This is a genomic window from Rossellomorea aquimaris (assembly GCF_000935355.1).
Lineage (GTDB): Bacteria > Bacillota > Bacilli > Bacillales > Bacillaceae_B > Rossellomorea > Rossellomorea aquimaris_B.
Map to the genome: position 1 here is coordinate 105527 of NZ_JXZC01000003.1, position 15129 is coordinate 120655.

The 15129-nt window shown below is 45.5% G+C and carries 15 protein-coding genes; 6 read left to right on the top strand and 9 right to left on the bottom strand.

Going from position 1 to position 15129, the window contains the following annotated elements:
• Positions 1-56: 56 nt before the first annotated feature.
• Genes TV75_RS10080 through TV75_RS10090 form a run of 3 tightly spaced genes read right to left on the bottom strand, consistent with a single transcriptional unit; the run spans position 57 to position 3680 of the window.
• The gene (locus tag TV75_RS10080) at positions 57-1151 is read right to left on the bottom strand and encodes a Ger(x)C family spore germination protein (protein ID WP_044338630.1); all 1095 of its coding nucleotides are present in this window, start codon (positions 1149-1151) and stop codon (positions 57-59) included.
• A complete protein-coding gene (locus TV75_RS10085; protein ID WP_044338631.1) occupies positions 1148-2242 on the bottom strand; it encodes a GerAB/ArcD/ProY family transporter in 1095 nt (364 codons plus the stop codon). Before TV75_RS10085 ends, TV75_RS10080 begins: the two co-directional genes overlap by 4 nt.
• A 31-nt stretch (positions 2243-2273) precedes the next feature.
• The gene (locus TV75_RS10090) at positions 2274-3680 is read right to left on the bottom strand and encodes a spore germination protein (RefSeq protein ID WP_044338632.1); all 1407 of its coding nucleotides are present in this window, start codon (positions 3678-3680) and stop codon (positions 2274-2276) included.
• A gap of 236 nt (positions 3681-3916) precedes the next feature.
• Here TV75_RS10090 and TV75_RS10095 point away from each other — a divergent pair, with 236 nt between their 5' ends.
• Positions 3917-5560: an FAD-dependent oxidoreductase gene (locus tag TV75_RS10095; RefSeq protein ID WP_044338633.1), complete on the top strand. Its 1644-nt coding sequence runs from the start codon at positions 3917-3919 to the stop codon at positions 5558-5560.
• A gap of 190 nt (positions 5561-5750) precedes the next feature.
• On the opposite strand, the gene ahpF is transcribed toward TV75_RS10095, so the two are convergent.
• Complete coding sequence (ahpF, locus tag TV75_RS10100) at positions 5751-7277, bottom strand: alkyl hydroperoxide reductase subunit F (protein WP_044338634.1); 1527 nt, start codon at positions 7275-7277, stop codon at positions 5751-5753.
• 12 nt (positions 7278-7289) lie between these two features.
• Complete coding sequence (ahpC, locus tag TV75_RS10105; RefSeq protein WP_034761584.1) at positions 7290-7853, bottom strand: alkyl hydroperoxide reductase subunit C; 564 nt, start codon at positions 7851-7853, stop codon at positions 7290-7292.
• A gap of 312 nt (positions 7854-8165) precedes the next feature.
• On the opposite strand from ahpC, the gene TV75_RS22520 reads away from it, so the two are divergent.
• Both TV75_RS22520 and TV75_RS10110 read left to right on the top strand, forming a co-directional pair.
• On the top strand, positions 8166-8297 hold the full coding sequence (locus tag TV75_RS22520; RefSeq protein WP_301280423.1) for a hypothetical protein: 132 nt from the start codon (positions 8166-8168) through the stop codon (positions 8295-8297).
• Between the two features lie 13 nt (positions 8298-8310).
• On the top strand, positions 8311-8613 hold the full coding sequence (locus TV75_RS10110; protein ID WP_253275508.1) for a hypothetical protein: 303 nt from the start codon (positions 8311-8313) through the stop codon (positions 8611-8613).
• A gap of 131 nt (positions 8614-8744) precedes the next feature.
• Here TV75_RS10110 and TV75_RS10115 read toward each other — a convergent pair whose 3' ends face one another.
• From TV75_RS10115 to TV75_RS10130, 4 genes are all read right to left on the bottom strand, one after another.
• Complete coding sequence (locus TV75_RS10115) at positions 8745-9293, bottom strand: DUF3231 family protein (protein ID WP_044338636.1); 549 nt, start codon at positions 9291-9293, stop codon at positions 8745-8747.
• Positions 9294-9466: 173 nt separating this feature from the next.
• Entirely contained in the window at positions 9467-10561 is a 1095-nt protein-coding gene (locus tag TV75_RS10120; protein ID WP_044338637.1) for a GerAB/ArcD/ProY family transporter, read from the bottom strand.
• A 20-nt stretch (positions 10562-10581) separates the two neighbouring features.
• Complete coding sequence (locus tag TV75_RS10125) at positions 10582-11751, bottom strand: Ger(x)C family spore germination protein (protein ID WP_044338638.1); 1170 nt, start codon at positions 11749-11751, stop codon at positions 10582-10584.
• Positions 11748-13223, bottom strand: coding sequence for a spore germination protein (locus TV75_RS10130; RefSeq protein ID WP_044338639.1), 1476 nt, complete (start codon positions 13221-13223; stop codon positions 11748-11750). Before TV75_RS10130 ends, TV75_RS10125 begins: the two co-directional genes overlap by 4 nt.
• Before the next feature lie 256 nt (positions 13224-13479).
• Here TV75_RS10130 and TV75_RS10135 point away from each other — a divergent pair, with 256 nt between their 5' ends.
• Genes TV75_RS10135 through TV75_RS10145 form a run of 3 tightly spaced genes read left to right on the top strand, consistent with a single transcriptional unit; the run spans position 13480 to position 15106 of the window.
• Positions 13480-13905, top strand: a complete 426-nt coding sequence (locus tag TV75_RS10135) for a DMT family transporter (protein ID WP_044338640.1) — start codon at positions 13480-13482, stop codon at positions 13903-13905.
• Positions 13906-13921: 16 nt separating this feature from the next.
• Complete coding sequence (locus tag TV75_RS10140) at positions 13922-14617, top strand: Crp/Fnr family transcriptional regulator (protein ID WP_044338641.1); 696 nt, start codon at positions 13922-13924, stop codon at positions 14615-14617.
• 12 nt (positions 14618-14629) lie between these two features.
• Complete coding sequence (locus TV75_RS10145) at positions 14630-15106, top strand: DMT family transporter (RefSeq protein ID WP_044338642.1); 477 nt, start codon at positions 14630-14632, stop codon at positions 15104-15106.
• Positions 15107-15129: the final 23 nt, after the last annotated feature.

Below are 15129 nucleotides of genomic sequence, written 5' to 3' on the forward strand. Positions count from 1 at the left end.
CCATTTAAGAGGATAAAAGAAGCCGGCCGGTAAGAATTGGCCGGTTTTTTTAGATTTTACTTCAGATTGTTCGTTCCGACAATTTCAACGTTGACCTTTGGGGTAAACTTGACTTCTTGGTAGTCTTCCTTCCACGTCTCGGGATTCCAGGAATCATGGTAGGTGACCGATAATTCCTTCCCGACTCCCAGCGCGTCACTATTGGCTTCAAGCAATAGATCGGTGAGTTCCCGGGCTCGTTTAGTGAGTTCTTTTGAAGCGATATTATTTAGGGCTTTAATATCTTTTGGAGTGGTCTCCTCATAATAACTTAGAACCCGTGCTTTCAAGTCCGTATTGATTGTACAGGTGACTTTTCCTTTCTCTTTTTTGACGTCCATTTTTGACGAGGCTTTATGGATTGCCAGGGTAAGGGGCTGGCTGAATTCATTTGATTGTGTAATTAATTTCCCCCGTTTTTTCAGCTGATTCATCATCATGATCAACAGGGAGGTTTGGCTTGTGGTGAGGGTGTGACCGGTAAACTTATCGTCGTTGAATAGAGCGGATCCGTCCAGTTTAAGCTTATCTTCGGTATCTTTTTTTATATAGGGAAGGATCATGTCCTTCTCTTTGGCTGTGTGGTGATTCCAGACTGTAAAGGTCGTTTCATCAGGGATATAGGCTTCTTCCACCCCACCTATCAGCAGATCATTCACCTCGAACACAATCGGACTGTCTTGTTTGTTTAAAGTGAGGATGTCATTTCCTTTCCCTTCACTAATGACGATGGATGAAGCGATATATCCTTTGACAGACCTGAAGATCGGTTCTAAAAGGGGAGCGATGCCTTTAGACTTTGCAAGGTCCTCCCCTACAATGATGATGAAAGCCTTTTCCACATCCATCTGACCGGATACTTTATTCTGGAGATCGATCTCAAGCTCAGAGACCGTTTCCTCTTCGGCTTCATAGAATTCATCCATTACCTCGAACTTTCCCCCGCCGGAACTTCGGATATTAATGGCCCGGGCTGTTCCGAGGATCTTATCCGGATCATCCGCTGTGTCAAAACTGATTCCGTTGACCAGTCGGCTGTCTTTTAACTGTCTTTGATCCCAGCACCCGGTCAAAAGGAGCAACGAACAGAATAGGAATGGTAATTTTCTCAACGGGATTCCTCTTTTCTCTGTTTGTGTAAAAATCGTGAACATAGTAATAGCATGAACGGAATGGCGATTAAGACCAGATAGCTCATATATTCGATCCAAATGGTATAGAGCTGCTTGGACTCAGGATCTTTCGGCGCCACTATAAAAAGGAGGAATACGGCAAGGCTATTCATAAGCACCCGTTTCGTTTGGTTATCAGTAAATAGTCGCAGGCTTTTACTCGCCAAATAAATAAATATGATGATCGAAGCGACCAATGGAACGATCCAGATGGATATAAACAGAAGATCGAGCCGGTCGATCATTTGAAAATGTAAGGGCCGCAGAAAGTAGATGACAGGATAGTTGATCTTTTCTAAAAAGGCTTCACTGAAAATCAGTATGCATATTAGTACAAAGTAAGCCGTCAGCCCTGTGACAAAGACGTTCGCCCACGTAATGACCTTGAGGAAATCGGTTCCTTTTTTCTCTGCTAATGGGTATAAAAAGAGAATCACTTCAAATCCCAACAACGTTAGCATAGAATCACGGCTGCCTAAGGTAATGTTCTTTAGGCCACTGCTTCCGATTGGGAGGATATGATGCAAATCCATCGGAAGAAGAAAGGAAAAAATAGAAATCCCGAATAAGAAAAGAAATAGAATGGAAATCAGACCAAAAAATCTGGCGATGATCCGGATATCACTGATGGCTGCATATGTACAAGTCAGAATCATTAATAATCCTATGACCCAATAGGGGGTGTTCATGAGAAGATGTTCTTCAATGATGGATGTGAATTGCAGCAAAACGAACGTAGCCGCCCAGATGAAATACATGTAAATAATCAGGTTCACAGATGTTCCTACTTGTTTTCCCAGCACAAATTGTGTGATTTCAGGATAGGTCAAACGTGGGAATCTTTTTAATAACAGCCAGAACATGATGAGGACAAGCTGGATCATCACTCCGGCGATAATGACTGAAATCCAGGCGTCACCTTTGCTGGTGGCTTGCAACGTATTGGGAAGGGATAGAATCCCGAAGCCGATTTGGGTCTGGGTCATCAAAAAAAAGATTTGCCGGTTCGTCAGGAAATTCGTCTTGGCCATAAGAAAGTCCATACCCCTTTCTGAAGGTGAGTCACGTTTGTTTCATAGGATGATTTCTTTTCTTCATTTTAATAAAGGTATCCTTCAATTGATGGAAGTAAAATGGAGCGATTGATTCCAAATAAGGCTTACCGAACGATTCCAACCGGCATAAATGTATCAATAATACGGCAAGGGCAAGGACGATTCCTAAAAAGCCAAAGAAATTAGCCGCAAGCATGATGGGAAACGCCATGATCCTTGCACCCGTCCCCATTTGGTTGACAGGTGCAACAAACGATGCAATCGCCGTCAGGGCGACAACGACGATCATCGTGTTGGATATAAAACCAGCCTCTACAATCGCCGTCCCGATGACCAAACCGCCGACGATCCCAACCGTCTGAGCAATGGGGGAAGGGAGCCTGATCGCCGCCTCTTTCAAAAGCTCCAATACTATCTGCATGACGATCGCTTCAAACAATGGAGGGAGCGGCACGTATTCGATCTGGACACGGATGGCGTACAGAATCCCAAGAGGCAGAATCTCTGAGTGGAAAGACACGATGGCAATATAGACGGCTGGTAAGCAGATCGCCACTAAAAAGCTGAAGATCCGGATGAGACGGAAAAAAGATCCAATGATCCATCTGCTGTTATAGTCATCCGGTGATTGATAAAAGCTGAAAAAGGTGATCGGTGAAACAAGCACATGAGGATTTCCATCCACGATCACAAGTGATTTTCCTTCCAGTAAATAAGACGCCGCCCGGTCGGGTCTTTCTGTTGCCAGTAATTGGGGAAAGACAGAATAACTATTATCTTCAATCAATTCTTCCAGCTCCCCTGCAGATTGGAGCTCCTCGACCTTTACTGCCTCGATCCTCTCGATAAGAATGTCTAACGGACCATGATCCACCAATTCCTCCAAATAGACGACCGATACGTTGGTCTGTGTTTTTGATCCCAGAGTATAATTCTTTATTTGTAGAGATGGATTTTTCACGCGTCGCCTGATCAAGAAGAGGTTTTTATTCATATTTTCCGTGAAGCCATCATGAGATCCCTTGATGATGTGTTCATTTTCAGGTTCCTGAATGGACTTATCATCGCCGGCCGCTACGGGCATCAGAAGAACGGAAGCTACACCTTCCGTTAACAGGGCGCAGTTACCCTCAAGGAGGCCGGTCACTGCCACTTCAAGATCAGTCGATCTACTATATTCGGCGTTCTTGATTACGGTTTCAGGGGTGGCATTTCCATTGGTTTCAAGAAGGGGTTCAATAATGTTTCGTTCGATCAATTTTTTATCCACCAAGGAATCGATGTAGAGTAGCTTACTTGGCTTGTCCAGAAAAATGAGATCCCTTATCTTCAAATCTTCCGTATGATACAAGGCGGAGTGAATATCCTTAATATTCTGTTCGATTGTGTCGACGATCTTTTTAGAAGGACTCATTCGTGATTCACCTGCCGTCTTTTGATGGTTGCTATTATTTTGCCTGAAAAGGAGCTTTTTATGTTTGTAAGTCATAATGCTGCAATGGATGTATCTCCACTATATGTCACGAAATATACACATAGGGGTATATTGATTTTTGAGGAAAGAGTCATATAATAAAAGTGTAAGGAGTATCTATTTTATACTTTGTGAAATACTTAACAAGCAGAATGTCCGGGAAGAGGGGAAGTTACATGAAGAAGAAAATCGTGATTGTGGGCGGGGTTGCCGGGGGAGCCACTGCTGCTGCAAGGCTGCGTCGTTTAAGTGAGGAAGATGAGATTGTATTGGTCGAGAAGGGGGAATATATATCATTCGCCAACTGCGGGCTCCCGTATTATATTGGCGAGGTGATTACGAATAGAGAGGCATTGTTGGTTCAAACCGTTGAGGGTATGTCAAAGAAGTTCAATCTTGATATCCGCAACCTGAGCGAGGTGGTGGAGATTCATCGTGACCGAAAATCCGTATCGATCAAGAAAGTGGAAACGGGAGAGGTGTATGAAGAAAGCTATGATAAGCTGATTCTTTCACCAGGTGCACGTCCGATCGTCCCACCATTAGAGGGTTTGCTTGAAGCGAATAATGTATTTACTCTACGAAATGTCCCAGATACAGACCGAATCAAGGCATGGGTGGATGAAACGAAACCACAAGAAGCAGTGATCATAGGCGGCGGTTTCATCGGTCTTGAAATGGCTGAGAACCTGCATCATCGCGGTGTACATGTAACGGTTGTGGAACTCGGGAATCAGGTGATGGCGCCGATTGATTATGAAATGGCAACGATCGTCCACCGGGAACTGCAGAATGCTGGAGTGGATTTATATCTGAATGATGGAGTGAAAGCATTCAAAGATGAAGGCAGAACCATTGTCCTTCAGAGCGGAAATGAATTAACGAGTGACTTGACCATCCTATCCATCGGGGTCAGACCCGAAAATGAACTGGCTGTCAAAGCGGGATTGACCCTCGGTGACCGGGGAGGCATCGTGGTCAATCCACATCTTCAAACCGATGATCCCGACATTTACGCAATCGGTGACGCCATCGAAGTAAGAGACTATGTCCAGGGGACCCCGGCGATGATCCCACTTGCATGGCCTGCCAATCGTCAGGGACGTCTGGCGGCAGATTATATAAATGGAAAAAAGGCAGAATATAATGGCAGTCTTGGTACATCCGTTGCAAAGGTATTCGACTTGACCATCGCAGCTACCGGGAACAATGAAAAGATGTTGAAGCGGCTCGGCATAGGGTATGAAGCGGTGCATATCCATCCCAATTCCAATGCATCTTACTATCCAGGAGGAAGCCAGCTTTCTCTGAAGCTCTTATTTCATCCTGAAACAGGTGAGGTATTTGGAGCACAGGCGGTAGGGTATATAGGGGTCGAGAAACGGATCGATGTCATTGCGACGGCGATCAAAGGGAAGCTGAAGGTCTGGGACTTATCTGATCTTGAGCTTGCATATGCCCCTCCATATTCCTCTGCAAAGGACCCTGTCAACATGGCAGGTTATGTGGCTGGAAACGTTGTTGATGGTGAATTGAGTCTTGTGCATCATTATGAGATTGATGACATCATCAAAAAAGGCGGGTACCTGCTCGACGTGAGGGAGCCGGAAGAAAGGGAGTTCGGATTCATCATGGGTTCAGTCAATATCCCTTTAGGAGAGCTAAGAGAACGGTTGAACGAACTCCCTGAACATCAGCACATCTATGTCAACTGTCAGGTAGGATTAAGGGGATACCTCGCAACCAAAATCCTAACCAACCATGGCTTCGAAGCGAGTAACTTAAGTGGGGGCTATAAAACGTATATGTTAGGAAAGTAAGAATTGAGGGGACGGACCTCTGTTTCTTTGAAACAGAGGTCCGTCCCTCCCTCGTTAACAGACAATTACAAAGAGGATATGTTAATATTTAGTAGATTAGTAACCCGAGTAGGGCTTGGTTGAGAAAAGAATGCCGGGGAAAACAGAAGAGGTCCGTCCCTCAAAAAGAGGGACGGACCTCTGAATCATCTTAATTTCGGATTAGGTAGTCGAATGCGCCAAGTGCGGCGGTGGCTCCTGATCCCATGGAGATGATGATTTGGTTGTAGGCACTGTCTGTACAGTCTCCTGCGGCGAATACGCCAGGAACGTTGGTGGCACCGTGTTTGTCCACGATGATTTCACCGAATTTCGTACGTTCTACAAGGTCGCCGAGCCAGTCTGTGTTTGGCACAAGACCGATTTGGACGAATACACCTTGCAGTTCGACGTGCTTCTCTTCAAGAGTTTCACGGTCTTTATAAGTGATACCATTCACTTTATCTGTACCCGTGATCTCCTGTGTTTGAGCGTTCGTGATCACCGTTACGTTCGGCAGGCTGTAAAGGCGTTTCTGCAGCACGTCATCAGCTTTTAGTTCTGAGTTGAACTCAAGGACCGTAACGTGCTTGACGATTCCTGCAAGGTCGATGGCTGCTTCGATACCGGAGTTTCCTCCGCCGATGACAGCGACATCTTTCCCTTCGAATAGAGGTCCGTCACAGTGAGGGCAGTACGCCACTCCTTTGTTCTTGAACTTCTCTTCGCCTGGAACGCCGATGTTGCGCCAGCGTGCACCTGTCGAGATGATCAGACTCTTACTCTTCAGCACAGCACCGTTTTCAAGCTCAAGCTCGACAAGATCTTTCTTCTCGAGGCGTTTTGCGCGTTGAAGGTTCATGACATCGATGCCATAGTCCTTCACATGCTCTTCAAGGCTCGCCACAAGTTTTGGACCTTCCGTCTGCTTTACGCTGATGAAGTTTTCGATGCTCATCGTATCAAGGACCTGACCGCCGAAGCGCTCAGCGACGATTCCCGTGCGGATTCCTTTACGTGCAGCGTAAATCGCCGCACTGGATCCCGCAGGTCCGCCACCTACGACTAGGACGTCGTACGATTCTTTATCCGATAACTCATCGGCACTTGGACCTTCCACGATCTTAGAAAGAATTTCTTCCAGGGTCGTGCGTCCACCGTTGAAGAATTCCGCATTCAGGTAGACAGCAGGCACGGCCATGACGTTCTTGCGTTCCACTTCTTCCTTGAAGGCAGCTCCGTCGATCATCGTGTGCGTGATGTTCGGGTTCAGCACACTCATGATGTTCAGTGCCTGTACGACGTCAGGACAGTTGTGACAGCTTAGGCTGACATACGTCTCGAAGTGGTGTTCGCCTTTGACGCTCTTGATCTGGTCAATGACGCTTTGATCCACTTTAGGCGCTCTGCCGCTCACTTGAAGAAGGGCAAGGACCAATGAGGTAAATTCATGTCCAAGAGGGATCCCGGCAAAAGTGATACCGGTCTCCTCACCAGGACGATTCACGCTGAAGCTTGGTGTTCTGGTCAGTTCTGCTTTTTCCACTGAGATGCGGGATGACATGGAAGAGAGCTCTTCAACAAGAGAGAGCATTTCCTTCGACGTGTCATCGTCGCCTGCACTGACTTTCAGGACGATGTCGCCTTCCATCATCTGCAGGTACTGTTCTAATTGTGCTTTAATATCTGCTTCGAGCATGTTCAGCACTCCTTATAATTTACCAACTAAGTCAAGGCTTGGCTTAAGTGTTTCAGAACCTTCCTGCCATTTAGCCGGGCAAACTTCGCCTGGGTTGTTGCGCACATATTGTGCCGCCTTGATTTTGCTTACTAAGATATCTGCGTCACGGCCGATTCCGCCAGCGTTGATTTCAACTGCTTGGATCACGCCATCTGGATCGATGATGAATGTTCCGCGGTCAGCAAGACCATCTTCTTCATTTAATACATCGAATCCGCGAGTGATGCGTTGTGACGGGTCACCGATCATTGCGTATTTGATTTTACCGATTTTTTCAGAGCTGTCGTGCCAGCCTTTATGTGTGAAATGAGTGTCCGTAGAAACTGAATACACTTCTACGCCAAGCTCTTTAAGAGTTTCATAGTTATTTTGAAGGTCTTCCAGTTCTGTCGGGCATACAAATGTGAAGTCTGCAGGGTAGAAGCAGAAAATGCTCCATTGACCTTTTAGGCTTTCGTCTGTAACAGTGATGAACTCACCATCTTTGAATGCTTCTGCTTTAAATGGTACGACTTGTGAACCGATTAATGACATAGTGTAAATTCCTCCTAGTGGTTTGTGTGATTGAGAATCATTAATAGATTATAATAATTCTAATTCGATATTCATTATTATATATTTATGTTTCTTTGTCAAGGGAAAAGATTGAGGTTCTGTTAGAGAGGAAGGTGGGGTTGAAGAAACGATCTTTTGTACTGGTTTCGATGATTTGTACCTTGCGTTCTATCATCTTTCCCATCTATATATTCCCAATAAAATGAAACTTTATCTGACCTCATACGTATGTAAGAAAAACCCAAATGAAACAAGGGAAATGGTGGAGTCATAGTAAGGGAGAGTCGACAAATGGATTATTTTCAAAGGGTCAAAGAAATCCAACTCCTTCAATGGGATCTCTTGATTGATTATTGGTATTTACATATTGGGATGATGATTGTGGGTTTAGGGATCATCCTATTTTGGGTTATGAAGAATTAAGGGGGGAATGACGATGGAGATATACGATTGGTCAAGATTGGTTTTTAGTACGTTTATCATTAGTTTACTTGTTATTTCGATTGTTTTATTGGTTCAGAGAAATTGGAACAGCATGGTGAATGGGTTTACCATTACTCTTTTTTCATGTATTTCTATTATTATTTCTGGAATCAATTTCATTATCATTGGGTACATAGCGGATGAATTAAATATGGCAGGAGACATTGCTTCTTTTTATATGTTTCTTGTGGTTTTAGGGCTGAGCATACTAAATTTGTTTATTTATTTTAAAAAGAAGAAGGATTCGGTTGAATAGAGGGTTTCAGGATGTCAGGTACTGCGGCCCAAAGGGATCCATGGTACCTGTCCCTTTGGTGCCTTAATGAACAATAAACCACAAAAGCTGAAGATCATAAGGCGATCTTCAGCTTCTTTTCATAAGGATACCTAATTCCTAGGTGCCCCTGGAGGATAATAGTACGGCGGGACCTTTAGCCAGCCTCTTTTGCGCATCGCGGTTTTCAGTTCGAATCCGAACACCATTTTTTCTGCCTGGAATCGTGCCCACATGAGACCGATATCATTGCGGATGCTTTGGCTAGTGTTGGTGGCACACATTACAATGTTCGTTGCAATTTTAATGGAGATAAAGTTTGCGATTTCTTCATCTGTCATTTTGGCCCCCAGGGGAATACTGTTTGGATCAGATTTAGGCCTTGGTTCTGACGTTTGCGAAAGGGGGATGCCTTCATCGACCATGAATTTTTGAAGTATTTTCAATTGGTGTTCCCCAAGGTCCTTTGATTTGTTGATTAGCTGGATCAATTCGTTGTCTGTCGTTGTATTTAATGCAGCTTCAAGGACGGGTACTTCTTCTGCAAGGGCAGTGTAATAGAGCCAACATCCCATTGCTTCACCGATATGTGGAGGTGTCTTTGGTTCTGTATCAAAAGTGGTTCTCAGGTAATCAAAAGCGGTTTCAAAGATATTCTGCATTCATTGTCATCCTTTTTTTAGTACCATTGTTGCCAATCTTCATCCTTTTAATCTGTTGGTCTGGATCTGAGTAAATGAAACAAAACCCGTCTTGGTGCATAAAAGGTAGCCGGTGCCTGTCCCCGAATAAAAGGAAGGGGGCTTATCTTGAAATGGATAAGCCTCTTTTCTTATCAAGACCGTTTTCTCGTCTTCCAAAACACCACCAAACCTAATAAAAACGGAAGAATGAATTGGATCGGAATATGAAGATAGTAGGGTACGAGCTTCAATCCCACGTATAGATGCTCGGCGATGTCACCGCTTCGATGGAGTGAGAACAGGTAGACTGATCCCATTAAGACGAGGACATGCCAATTCTTGTGCTTTATGTCGAATAATTGGGTGAGAACAACCCGTGCTGCGTAGATGAATACAGATACTTTTATAAAACCTCCTCCTAATAATAATAGGTAGGTGAAGATTTCCATATGCTCAATGACGTCTAAATAAGTGACCAGCTCCATTGCTTTCACAAAAGGGAAATAGTAGGTGTTGGCAAATGGAGCGTGAAGGATCCCGATCACGAGCTCCATGGTGATCATGATGATGAATCCGGCCGTGACAATCGGGATCCATACGACTTTGTGAATCTTTTCTCTATTGGCAATGAAAGGGAGCAGTACAAGAAATACCACGAGTTCTCCATACGGGAATGTCAGTCCTGTCGGGAAAATCATACTCTTGATCGGCTTCCATCCGTGGGAGAAGAGAGGCAGGAGGTACCTTGCCTGGAATTCTTCCGAGAAGAAACCGAGTAGCCATAATCCAACGAGTATGACAAAGGAAAAGAAGGTCATGATGACAGCGCTTCTGGCAATCGATTCAATCCCGAGCATCACACAATAACCGACAACAAGGAGAAACGGGATGGTGGCAATCCAGTTTGGGGCATCGGGATAAAGGATCTGTGTTGTGAAAAAGGCAAAGTCATTCGTTACCCTTGCTGCGATGTATAGAAAGTAAAAGCTGAAGATGATAGCCATGATCTTGGCCAAAAAGGAACCGAACCCCATCTCCAAAAGGGGAACAAATTCCTTCCATGAACTCTTCTTCACGATAAGGAGATAGAAGTAGAATAAGATGATGCCAAATACCATTTCTATTGAAACGGCCAATATGCTGTCTTCCATGGCGGCAAAGTTCAGACCGACCACGATGGTGCTCCCAGTCAGAAAGAGAAGCATCATGGAACATAATTCAAGCGTGGACATGGAAACCTTATTCATGTCTTCCACCCTCCTCTGTCTTATTGTTTAATGTGTCCGAACCGGACGAATTGGACATCGACATGTGTGTCCACGTTCACTTTCGATAGAAAATCCTTCTCATTGCGCTTCTCTTTCCAAACCTTAGGCTTCTGACGGTAGAGGGCATCCTTCAGCCCAAGCACGTCTGTACCGTCTTCCTGAGACTTATTGATGACGGCATGCATGTCGGCTTTGATTTTTTTCTCTATCTGAGATTCCAGTGATTTTTTAAAAGAGAGGTTTGTAAAATCCTTTCCGCACCCTATTTGCTCAAGGTTCCCTTTGATCTTCACCTTTAAGTGGAATGAAAGTGGATCCTTGGCTGTTTTTAGGGATGAGGAAGTAGTGATGGTTTCAATCGTGATTTCATTATCTGAATCTGCACATGGTGCCGAGATGTTGACGACCTGGTCCATTCCTTTCATAAGAGCCAATGTATTGCTTTCTTCATTCGTTAAGTAGGAATGAAGCTTCTCTCCTTTAAACGTCGCAAACCCTTCAAGGGAAATATGGGAGGCAGGGGAGAAACGTTCAATATTCCCCTTCGTCATCCCTTGCTCGATGTCGCCATGGATCTCTACATAAGGAATGATGATATCCGACGTATGGTCTGATAAATAACTTAGGATGCGCTCCGATGACGTGTTCACGAGATTTCCCCAGACGGCTTTTGAATTTCTCAGCATCGTATTGGTATACAGGGCGGTCAGTTTCTCCTGGGGTGTGAACAAGGTTAAAAAAGATTCGGGACTATCATCTTTGACGATGATGGTGTTAATGCTTGCCGGAACACGGGGATTGCGGACAAGGAAGTCCAATGTTTCATTCAAGCCCTCTCCTTTCACAAGCTTTTCGCCCAGGGTGACAACTTGCAGAGTATCAAGAATCGGTTCCTTCAAGCTTTCTTTTTTAATTTTTTCGATGGCTTCGGGTATGGTTTTGCCGTTCTGGGTGTAGGTGAAACCGCCTGTCGGATCCACCGAATTCTTCTGGTTGGCAGAAGGGTTAAAGATTTGCAAGGTAACGGCATATTGTCCATCTATTTGATCAATTCCAAGACCAGACACCAATTCAACTTCATTTAATTGGTTGGATTTGATATACCCGACGACAATCGTTCCCAATAAGATAAACAAAATCGAGATGAGACGCAGTTTGGATAGATTCACGAGTCATTCTCCTTTTTCGGCTGACCTTCCATATCTTCTTCTTTATGAAAACCAGGGATGTTATGGTTGATTTCAGGCATCGGCTTCCGGATGAAGACATCCTTATCCATGTCCTGACGTGAAAAGGGAGAAATCGGCGCAAAGTATGGAACCGAGAACGATCTCAGGTAGCAGAGATGGACCAAGAGTAGTAACGTGAATAAGGCGATCCCGTATAATCCAAGCAGGGCTCCGATCAAGATCAAACTGATTTTAATGATCCGGACAGAATAGTTTAAAGAAGCGATCGGGATGATACTTGAAAAGATGAACGATATACTGATGATGACCAGGGTGACAGGCTGAACAAGCTGTGCTTCCACTGATGCCTGACCGAAAACGATGGCACCAAACAGCGAGATGGTGATGACGAGGTTCTGTGGAAGACGGCTTGATCCTTCATAAATGGCGTCTGTCAAACTTAATACAAGTAGGGTCTCAAAAACGGTGGGAAACGGTACAGCTTGCTGCTGTGCAGTGAAACCCACCAATAAATTCACCGGTAAGAGACCTTTGTGGAAGGTCGTGAAGGCCACATATAAGCCGGGTATGTATAGAGATAACCAGAAGAAAATAAACCGCAATGGACGCACATATTTCGTCGCTTCGCTGCTCAAATAATAATCATCCGGCGACTGGAAGAACTGAATGAGCACAGCCGGCGCAATCAGAACGAACGGGGTTCCGTCCACCACGATGCACACCCTACCCTCGAGGATTTCCGCCGCCGCTACATCCGGCCTGTCAGAGTTCAAGATCAACGGGAAAAGCGATTTCGAATCTTTTGTCAGGTACTCGGTAATATAATTGGAACCGATGACAGAATCATAGGGCATTTCGTCCAGCTTGTTCTGAATGCTGGATAAAATGTCGGCATCGACCAAGTGCTCCAAGTACACAAGCGTGACAGACGTATTGGTGATCTTCCCGTAGGTTTGGGTCTGAACCTTCAGTGTCGGATTTTTAATGTATTTCCGAATCAGGGCCACATTTCCGCTGCGACTTTCGGTAAAGCCAATGTCCGGTCCCTGAACGGTCCGTTGTCCCTTCGGATTGGAAAGAGACCTTTCCTCCCATTTGGAGGTGTCTGCGGTGAGGACGTCAGCCTGTCCGTCGAAGAGGATGATGGTGGCCCCGTTCACCAGCTTATCGATGACTTTCCCTGTCTCTGTGACAATCTTCAAATCACTGACTTGAAGGACCTCTTGCACCAAAAAAGGAAAGAAACGGTCCTTTTCCTCAGGCACAGGTTTCTGGAGCATAGGCTCGATGATATGTTCCTGGATGGACATGGTATCCACGATGTTTTCTATGTATAGGAGGCAGGCAGACAGTTGGCCGTCACCAGGTAGCTTAATATACCGGGTTTTAACATCGGAGCTGTCTCCGAAGGATGCGAGAAGCTCAGAGACTCTGTTTTCTAAAGTATTCATTACGCTCACCCTTTTGGTAGTGTCAATAGGATAGTATGCGCGTAAAGGGGAGAGGTCATTCTTAAGGTGAACGAAATATGGGGTGGGGAGGGATTTCGACCGATAAAACCAAAATTTCGTCCATAAATGATTTCGACGCCAATAAATCCACATGAAAACGCATACCCAATCCCCCATTCGTGCACCCTTAGGACATATGTCCTTTCACAAATATCCGTCCTCCTATTTAATAGAACAAAGAATAGGAGGATGAACGATGAAAGGTGCTATATTTGCTCTGTTTGGTGGACTTTGTATCACCATGCAGGGGATTTTCAATGCCAGGATGAGTGACGCGATCGGCGGGTGGCATACGACTTCGATGGTTCACCTTGTGGCCTTTACGATTGCGATGACGATATATATGAAAGTAAGGGATGGAAAAGGAAAGAGCTTCAGGCAGGTGCCGTTCCTGTATCTGATCGGGGGATCGTTTGGTGTGATCGTCGTGTTCTCGGAACTGACGGCGATTCACATGATCGGCCCGGCAGCGGCGATTGCCATCCTGCTTGTGGCACAGATCGGGACAGCCTTCCTCATTGAATCACAGGGATGGTTCGGGGAGAAGAAAATCCCGGTTACGCCGAGGCAGGTTGTGGGGCTCTCGATGATGCTTGCAGGCGTCGTCCTTTTCCAATTGTAGAAAAAGGAGATGTACGATGAGAGAAATACAAGGGGGTTCTCCCAACCATTATATACATCAATTCGAGCTTGAGGAGTTATTCCCGGCGGATTTCAGAAAGCATATCAAGGTGTATGACTTTGAAAAAGGGGACAATCTTTTTTCCACGGGGGAAGAACTCGACGAACTGTACTTCCTCATGGAGGGGAAAATCAAGATCTTCACCCATACACCGGAAGGAAAACTGTTAATCAACCGGTTCAAGCGTCCCCTTGCCCTGATCGGGGATGTGGAATATTCGAAGGGTACGGCGGTCCTCAATTCGGTGGAAGCCGTGACGGACGGGGTGTTCCTATCGGTTCCGTTCACGGATCTCGCAAGGCTTGAGAAGGAGCATCCGGCGATCATGCGGTTCCTCTTTGATACAGTGGCGCACAAGTTTTACACGGAGTCCCATATCACGAGCATGCACATGCTGTATCCTGTCGAAGTACGCCTGGCAAGCTACTTGCTGTCCATTTCAGAAGCGGGTGAGGGGACCATGTTCCATCAGGAAATGCATACGTCCAACCTCATGGAGCTCGCTGAATGGATTGGAACGAGCTACCGCCATCTGAACCGGGTACTGAAGAAGATGGCGACGGATGATCTCATCGAACGGGTCAACGGATCCATCACCATCAAAGATCTTGATAAACTCAGCATCCTTGCGAAAGGAAACATCTATGAATAAGGAGGGTCTCATATGATCGGAATCGGACTCGCCATCATGGCAGGAATCCTGATCAGTTTACAAAATGTATTCAATGCACGCGTCAGTGAAAAAACAGGCCCATGGGCCACGACGAGCCTCGTCCTTGGCCTCGGTCTTGTCTGTTCACTGCCGGTTTTTTATACAATGGAAGACAAAAGCCTGCTGGACTTCAGCGGGGTCAATCCCGTCTTTCTGTTCAGCGGGGTATTCGGAGTCGGCATCGTGTTCTTCCTGATGAGGGGAGTCACGTTGATCGGACCGGCGTATGCGATCTCCATCGCGCTTATTTCTCAAATCACCATTGCATTCATTGTCAACACAGGTGGCTGGTTCGGTTTTGAACCTTCTGCCCTTTCCTGGGAGAAGATTCTTGGGATCGGATTGTTGATCGGCGGGGTGTTGGTTTATAAGTTGGAGAAGCGGACGGAAGAGAAAGCGGATGACATACGAGAGAGTGTGGGAGCGTGAAGGTTTACGCTTCAGAAAAGAGG